Source organism: Rhodococcus sp. O3, from assembly GCF_048897285.1.
In the GTDB taxonomy this organism is placed as follows: Bacteria; Actinomycetota; Actinomycetes; order Mycobacteriales; family Mycobacteriaceae; genus Rhodococcus.
In genome coordinates this window covers 1-7,810 of record NZ_JBMBTE010000175.1, presented here as the reverse complement: position 1 = coordinate 7,810, position 7,810 = coordinate 1, and the positions used below count along the sequence as shown (strand labels likewise).

General features: G+C 69.2%; 7 protein-coding genes. 5 read left to right on the top strand and 2 right to left on the bottom strand.

Translation table 11 applies throughout. From position 1 onward, the window contains the following. Positions 1-140 precede the first annotated feature (140 nt). On the bottom strand, positions 141-1,322 hold the full coding sequence (gene hutI / locus ACN675_RS26520; RefSeq protein WP_420753660.1) for an imidazolonepropionase: 1,182 nt from the start codon (positions 1,320-1,322) through the stop codon (positions 141-143). Between the two features lie 3 nt (positions 1,323-1,325). After that, on the bottom strand, positions 1,326-3,014 hold the full coding sequence (locus ACN675_RS26515; protein WP_420753659.1) for a urocanate hydratase: 1,689 nt from the start codon (positions 3,012-3,014) through the stop codon (positions 1,326-1,328). Between the two features lie 160 nt (positions 3,015-3,174). Here ACN675_RS26515 and ACN675_RS26510 point away from each other — a divergent pair, with 160 nt between their 5' ends. The 5 genes from ACN675_RS26510 to ACN675_RS26490 all read left to right on the top strand — a co-directional run. Next, positions 3,175-3,756 carry a dihydrofolate reductase family protein gene (locus ACN675_RS26510; RefSeq protein ID WP_420753658.1) on the top strand — a complete coding sequence of 194 codons (582 nt, stop codon included), beginning with the start codon at positions 3,175-3,177 and terminating at the stop codon, positions 3,754-3,756. 84 nt (positions 3,757-3,840) lie between these two features. Then, on the top strand, positions 3,841-4,647 hold the full coding sequence (locus ACN675_RS26505) for an SDR family oxidoreductase (protein ID WP_420753657.1): 807 nt from the start codon (positions 3,841-3,843) through the stop codon (positions 4,645-4,647). 103 nt (positions 4,648-4,750) lie between these two features. After that, positions 4,751-6,691 (top strand): molecular chaperone HtpG, encoded by a 1,941-nt coding sequence (gene htpG / locus ACN675_RS26500; protein WP_420753656.1) that lies wholly within the window; start codon positions 4,751-4,753, stop codon positions 6,689-6,691. Positions 6,692-6,720: 29 nt separating this feature from the next. Continuing rightward, positions 6,721-7,497: an HAD-IIA family hydrolase gene (locus tag ACN675_RS26495; RefSeq protein ID WP_420753655.1), complete on the top strand. Its 777-nt coding sequence runs from the start codon at positions 6,721-6,723 to the stop codon at positions 7,495-7,497. A gap of 132 nt (positions 7,498-7,629) precedes the next feature. Next, positions 7,630-7,810: DUF6764 family protein (locus ACN675_RS26490; RefSeq protein ID WP_420753654.1), on the top strand; the 181-nt coding region annotated here is incomplete at its 3' end.

The following is a 7,810-nucleotide window of genomic DNA, read 5'->3' as shown; positions in this document are numbered from 1 at the left end:
GCGGAACCCGATCAACACCGGGGTCCTGGGTGCCGGGTCGTCGGGCCACGGTGTGACGGCACCGTGCCAGCGCAGGTGCTCCCGGCCCGGGCCGTCGTCGCGGCCGGTCCACGACGGCGCCGGCACATCCGTCCGCAGGATCATTGCCGCATCCCGTCCTTCCACACGTGCGAGACGAGGTGCACACCGGGCCGGTACGCGAGATGCACGTGCGACGGGGCGTCGAGCGCGATCACATCCGCCCGGCAACCGGGCCGCAGCACGCCGATGTCGTCGCGGCGCAGTGCTCGTGCGCCGCCCGCGGTCGCTGCCCACACCGCCTCGTCGGGGCTCATGTGCATCTCTCGTACCGCCAGCGCGACACACAACGGCATGCTCGTCGTGTACGAGGTGCCGGGGTTGCAGTCGGTCGCCACCGCGACCGTCACACCGGCGTCCAGCAGTCGATGGGCATCGGGATACGCAGTCCGCGTGGAGAATTCGGCTCCCGGAAGCAGGGTCGCGACCGTGGTGCTGTCGGCCAGTGCCGCGATGTCGTCCGCGCTGGTGTGCGTGACGTGATCGACCGACGCCGCGCCCGTTTCGACGGCGAGCTGCACGCCGTCGCCCGGACCGAGCTGGTTGCCGTGCACCCGCGGGGCCAACCCCGCCGCGACACCGGCGGTGAGCACCGCGCGGCACTGGTCGGCGTCGAACGCGCCGCGCTCGCAGAACACGTCGATCCATTTCGCGTGGGGCGCGCACGCCGGGATCATCTCCTCGATCACCATGCGCACGTAGTCGTCTGCGCGGCCGTCGAATTCGGGCGGAGTGACGTGTGCGGCGAGCAGCGTCGTCTCCGGCGTGTGCGTCGCGGCCAGGCGCAGGCTGCGCAGTTCGTCGGCGACGGTCTGGCCGTATCCGGACTTGCATTCGATCGTCGTCGTCCCCGAGCGGCGGGCCTCGGCCACCAGCCGGGTCACGGTCGCGTCCAGCTCCGCGTCGGTCGCCGCGCGGGTGGCCGCGATCGTCGAGCGGATGCCTCCCGCGGTGTAGGGCTGCCCGGCCATCCGGGACGCGAACTCCTCGGCGCGGTCGCCGGCGAAGACCGGATGCGTGTGGCTGTCGACGAAACCGGGAAGTACCGCGCGACCGTCCAGTTCGCGTCGAACGACGTTGTCCGCGTGCGGTTCCCTTCCGCTACGGCCCACCCATTGCACGACACCGTCCCCGAGCAGGAGCGCCGCGTCGCGCAGCAGCCCCAGCCGGCCCGCACCGATGCCGGGATCGTTGGTGACGAGGACACCGATGCTGTCGAGCAGCGTCCACGAACCCGAGGTCACGACTCACCGCTCCTGCATGGGAATGCGCAGGCCGTGCCGGGCGGCGACCTCACCGGCCTTGTCGTAACCGGCGTCGACGTGCCGGAGCACGCCGGTCGCGGGGTCGTTGGTGAGCACCCGCTCGAGTTTGCGGGCGGCGAGGTCGGTGCCGTCGGCGACGCAGACCTGACCGGCGTGGATGGACCGGCCCATGCCGACGCCGCCGCCGTGGTGGATCGACACCCAGGTCGCCCCCGACGCGGTGTTGACCAGCGCGTTGAGCAGCGGCCAGTCGGCGATCGCGTCGGAGCCGTCGGCCATCGCCTCCGTCTCGCGGTAGGGCGACGCCACCGACCCGGCGTCCAGGTGGTCGCGGCCGATGACGATCGGCGCGGACACCTCACCGGAGGCCACCATCTCGTTGAATCGCAGGCCCGCCCGGTGCCGCTCGCCGTATCCGAGCCAGCAGATCCGCGCCGGCAGACCTTCGAACCGCACCTTCTCCCCGGCCAGGCGCAGCCACCGCGTCAGATGCGTGTTGTCCGGGAACAATTCGGCGATCGCCCGATCGGTCGCGGCGATGTCGGCGGGGTCGCCCGACAGTGCCGCCCACCGGAACGGGCCGCGCCCCTCCTCGAACAGTGGCCGGATGTAGGCGGGGACGAAGCCGGGGAAGGCGAACGCGCGGTCGTAGCCACCCTTGCGGGCCTCGTCGCGGATGGAATTGCCGTAGTCGAACACCTCGGCGCCGCGGTCGAGGAATCCGACCATCGCCTCGACGTGCCGCGCCATCGACGCGCGTGCCTGCTCGGTGAACCAGGCCGGGTCCTTCTCGCTCAGCCGGTGCCAGTCCTCGAGTTCCACCCCGAGTGGAAGGTAGGAGAGCGGGTCGTGCGCGGAGGTCTGATCCGTGACGATGTCGATCGGAGCGCCGCGCTCGAGAAGTCGCGGGAATGCGTCGGCGGCGTTGGCGACCACCCCGACCGACAACGGGGTGCGGGCCTCGCGCGCGGCGACCGCCAGTTCGAGTCCGGCGTCGAGGGTGTCGGCGCGCACGTCGAGATAGCCGTGGTCCAGGCGTCTTTCGATGCGAGCCGGGTCGACGTCGACGCACAGGGCGACACCGTCGTGCATCGTGATCGCCAGCGGTTGCGCGCCGCCCATTCCGCCGAGTCCCGCGGTGAGGGTGAGGGTGCCCGCGAGGGTGCCGCCGCTGTCCGGGTAGCGACCCGACGCGGCCAGTTTCCGCGCGACCGCCCCGAACGTCTCGTAGGTGCCCTGGAGGATGCCCTGCGAGCCGATGTAGATCCACGAACCTGCCGTCATCTGCCCGTACATGATGAGGCCGAGTGCCTCGAGCCGGCGGAACTCCTCCCAGTTCGCCCAGTCGCCGACCAGGTTCGAGTTCGCGATCAGCACCCGTGGAGCCCACTCGTGGGTGCGCAGGACCCCGACGGGCTTGCCCGACTGGACGAGCAGGGTCTCGTCGTCGGCGAGGGTCTCGAGCGCGGCGACGATCGCGTCGAACGCCGCCCAGCTGCGGGCCGCGCGCCCGGTGCCGCCGTAGACCACGAGATCGTCGGGGCGCTCGGCGACCTCCGGGTCCAGATTGTTCATCAGCATGCGCAGCGCGGCCTCCTGCTGCCAGCCGCGACAGTGCAGGTCGCGGCCGCGGGGAGCGCGGACGGGCCGGGCGCCGGACAGGTTCGTCATGATCACCTCGCGGTGTGCGGGCCTGTACCGATTACACCGCGCGGGTGCCGCGGTGCGGTGGCGAAGCGCCGATTCGACGTCCCGAGCGTTGTGCGCGCGATGAGTTCGGCCCGGCCCGCGGGTCTGAACAGGGGAGCACTGTCACCGGAGGAGGCTCACCGTGCGCACACTCGCCGTCACCCAGAACATCACCGTCGACGGATCGATCGAGATGCTCGGTGACTGGTTCGACCCGCAGGGGCAGGGTGAGGTCGACAGTTCGGATCTGCTCGACGAGCTGCACCGTCAGGACGCCGCGGCCGACGCGTTCCTGGTCGGCCGCCGCACGTTCGAGGACCTGCGCGGCTACTGGCCGCAGCTGACCGACGATCCGACGGGCATCGCCGACTATCTCGATCGGGTGCAGAAGTACGTCGTGTCCGCGACCGTGACGGACCCACAGTGGCAGAACACCACGATCCTTTCCGAGGACCCGATCGGGCGGATCCGGGCGCTGAAGGCGCAGCCCGGCCGCGACATCGTCACCACCGGCAGTATCACGTTGTGCCACGCCCTGATCGAGGCGGAACTCGTCGACGAATACCGGCTGTTCGTCTATCCGGTCGTGCAGGGCCGCGGTCGCCGGCTGTTTCCCGACGGGTATGAGCTGCCTCGATTGACGCTGCTCGACGCGAAGGCGTTCCGCAGCGGCATCACGTACTCGCGGTACGCGGTGCAGGACCGGTCTACCGGCGCTGCGTGACCCTCGGTTGCTTGACCATCGTCAAGAATGATGTTCTGATTTTCGGCAACAGCGTTCTCGTAGGGGTTTCACAGCAGGAGGTGGATGCGAGTGGACCTGGGTTCCGCGCGCCACGCATTCGTCACCGGCGGCGCCAGTGGTATCGGCAGGGGAATCGCCGAGGCGCTCGCCGACGCCGGGGTGTGTGTCACGATCGCCGACATCGACGGGGAGGCAACCGAAGAGGTCGTCGCCACCCGCCCGGACGACTTCGCCGGGCTCGCGCTCGACGTGCGCGACCGCGCGGCCTGGCGTGAGGCGAAGTCTCGGTCGGAAGCGGTGTTCGGGCCCGTCGACATCCTCGTCAACAACGCGGGAATCGGATTCAACGGCCGGGACTTCGCCGACCTGGACCCGGAGGTGTTCGACCGGATCATCGACATCGACCTGACGGGAGTGTTCAACGGGATCTCCACGTTCGCGGCCGACCTGCGCGCCCGCGGGCGGGGCCACATCGTCAACACCGCGTCCGTCATGGCACTGACCGCGGGAGCACCGGGCCGCGGAGCCTACAGTGCGGCCAAGAGCGCGGTCGTGGCGATGTCCGAAGCGCTGCGGCAGGAGATGGCGCCCCACGGGGTGGGGGTGTCGGTGCTGTGCCCCGGGCTGGTCCGGTCCAACCTCGACAGCACCACGACCCGGCTGGGCGGTCAGGTCGAGAACGTCGCGCACATCAAGGGCGACGGCAGCCTCGGCATGGATCCGGCGGAGGCCGGCGCGCGGGTGCTCGACGGCATCGCCCGCGACCTTCCGTACATCCTCACGCACCCGCACTATCTGTCCCACGTCGAGGCGCGGACGGATTCGCTCCGCCGGTGTTTCGCGGAGGCGGAATCCGCCCGTGTGCCTTGATGGCGCCCCTGACCGCCACTTCTGCACACCGGCAGCGAAGCTGCCCGGCTGCACGCATCAGTAGGATCGACGGTCGTCAGTTCTGCTTCGAAGGGGACCGAGAATGAGCACAAACGTCGAACAGCGTGAGTTCCAGGCCGAGGCCCGGCAGCTGCTGGACCTGATGATCCATTCGATCTACTCGAACAAGGACACGTTTCTGCGGGAACTCGTCTCCAACGCGTCCGACGCGCTGGACAAGCTGCGACTGGAGTCGTTCCACAACAAGGACCTGGAGGTCGACACCTCCGATCTGCACATCGACCTCGAGGTCGACAAGGACAAGCGGACCCTCACCGTCCGGGACAACGGCATCGGCATGTCCCGCCACGAAGTGATCGACCTCATCGGCACGCTCGCCAAATCCGGCACCGGGGAACTGCGCCGCAAGCTGAAGGAAGCCAAGGACGCCGCCGCGTCGGAGGAACTGATCGGCCAGTTCGGCATCGGCTTCTACTCGGCGTTCATGGTCGCCGACAACGTCACCCTGGTCACCCGCCGCGCGGGAGAGGAGGCCGGCACGCGCTGGGAATCCGGCGGCGAGTCGACCTACACGATCGCCACCGTCGAGGACGTGCCGCAGGGCACCTCCGTCACCCTGCACCTCAAGCCGGAGGACGCCGACGACCACCTCTTCGACTACACCTCCCCGAGCAAGCTGCGCGAGATCGTCAAGAAGTACTCGGACTTCATCGCCTGGCCGATCCGGATGGAGATCGAACGCACGAAGACCACTCCCGCCGAGGACGGCGGCGAACCCGTCGTCGAGACGGTCGTCGAAACCGAAACCCTCAACTCCGGCAAGGCCCTGTGGGCGCGTTCCCGGGAGGAGGTGTCCGACGAGGAGTACAAGGACTTCTACCGGCACGTCTCCCACGCCTGGGACGACCCGCTCGAGATCATCCCGATGAAGGCCGAGGGCACCTTCGAATACCAGGCGCTGCTGTTCCTTCCGTCGCACGCTCCGTTCGACCTGTTCATGCGCGAACGCAAGTCCGGCGTCCAGCTGTACGTCAAGCGGGTGTTCATCATGGACGACTGCGAAGAGCTGATGCCGGAGTACCTGCGCTTCGTCAAGGGTGTCGTCGACGCACAGGACCTCTCGCTCAACGTCTCTCGCGAGATCCTGCAGCAGGACCGCCAGATCAGGGCGATCCGGCGCCGGCTCACCAAGAAGGTGCTGTCCACGGTCAAGGACATGCTCGCCAACGACCGCGACAAGTACCGCACGTTCTGGGCGGAGTTCGGCCGCGTCGTCAAGGAAGGTCTGATCTCCGACACCGACAACCGCGAGACCCTGCTGGCGTTGTCCTCGTTCGACTCCACCGCGAGTGAGGACACCCAGACCACGCTCGCCGAGTACGTCGAGCGGATGAAGGAAGGGCAGGAGGACATCTTCTACCTGACCGGCGAGTCGCGGCAGCAGCTCGAGAACTCCCCGCACATGGAGGCGTTCCGCGCCAAGGGCATCGAGGTGCTGCTGCTCACCGACCCGGTCGACGAGATGTGGACGTCGTCCGTGCCGGAGTTCGAGGGCAAGGCGCTGCGCTCGATCGCCAAGGGTGAGGTGGACCTCGGCAGCGAGGACGAGAAGAAGGCCGCCGAAGCGGAACGCGAGGAGAAGGAGAAGGACTTCGCGGACCTGCTCGAGTGGCTGAAGAACACGCTCGACGAGCACATCAAGGAGGTGCGCCTGTCGTCACGGCTGACGACGTCCCCGGCGTGCATCGTCGGCGACACGTTCAGCATGTCGCCCGCCCTCGAGCGCATGTACCGGGCCTCGGGCCAGGCGCTGCCTCCGATGAAACGGATCCTCGAGCTGAACCCCGACCATCCGTTGGTGACCGGCCTGCGTACCGCGCATGCGCAGCGCAGCGACGATCCGGCGCTCGCCGAGACCGCCGAATTGCTGTACGGCACCGCGGTGCTCGCCGAGGGCGGCGAACTCGACGACCCGGCTCGCTTCGCGCGGCTGCTCGCCGACAAGCTCGCCCGCAGCCTGTAGCGCGGCGCGGGGCCGATAAGCTCGGCGTCATGAGCGGCGTGGACGGGGTTCTGTTCGACATCGAAGGCGTGATCGTTCTGTCGTGGGACCCCGTCCCCGGCGCCGCGGACGTCCTCGCGGGTCTGCGCGACCGCGGCCTCGCGCGCGCGTTCCTCACCAACACGACCTCCCGCACCCGCGCCGAGATCGCGAGCCGGCTCACCGAACTGGGCATGCCCGTCGACGAGTCGGAGATCGTCACCGCCGCCTCCCTCACCGCCGAATACCTGCGGCAGACCTATCCCGGTCGCCGGTGCTGGCTGCTCAACCACGGCGACGTCGACGCGGATCTCGCCGGTGTCGTCCGCGACGACGACGATCCGGAGGTCGTCGTCCTCGGCGGTGCCGGGCCCGAGTTCACGCACCGGGCGCTGAGCCGGGTCGCGGAACTGATGCTCGACGGGGTGCCCGTCGTCGCGATGCACCGGGCCGGCGCGTGGCAGGCGTCGGACGGTCTGCGCATCGACACCGGCACCTACCTGGCGGGTCTCGAGGAGCTGTCGGGTCGCACCGTCGTCGCGGTCGGGAAGCCGTCCATGCAGGGTTTCCTCGAGGCCGCCGAGTTGATGGGCACCGACGCGGACCGCGTCGTCGTGGTCGGCGACGACCTGGGCGCCGAGGTGATCCCCGGGCAGCGGCTCGGGATGACCGGGGTGCTCGTGCGTACGGGCAAGTTCCGCCAGTCGGTGCTCGACCTGGCCGTCGACCGGCCCGATCACGTCATCGATTCGATCGCCGATCTCCCGGCTCTGCTCGACCGGCTGTAGCTGCCGCCGACGGCGTCGGATGCTGTGACCCATCCCACTCGGACGGGTCCTTTCGGGACGGGATACGCTCGCGCCCCGGGGGTCTCTCCTCCGGTATCCGATCAGTCTCGAACCAGTTCTCGAGGAGCTGCCTTGATCATTCGTTCCTTCCGCTCCGTTCGTTCCGGCCGTCGCGCGGCGCGTGCCGGTGTGGTCGCCGCCCTGGGCGTGGCGGCGGCGTCCCTGCTCGGAGTGGGTACCGCGACGGCTGCGCCGGTGACCTGTGTGTCGCCGCCGTCGGAGAATCAGATCCTCGTGTCGGACACCGCGAGCT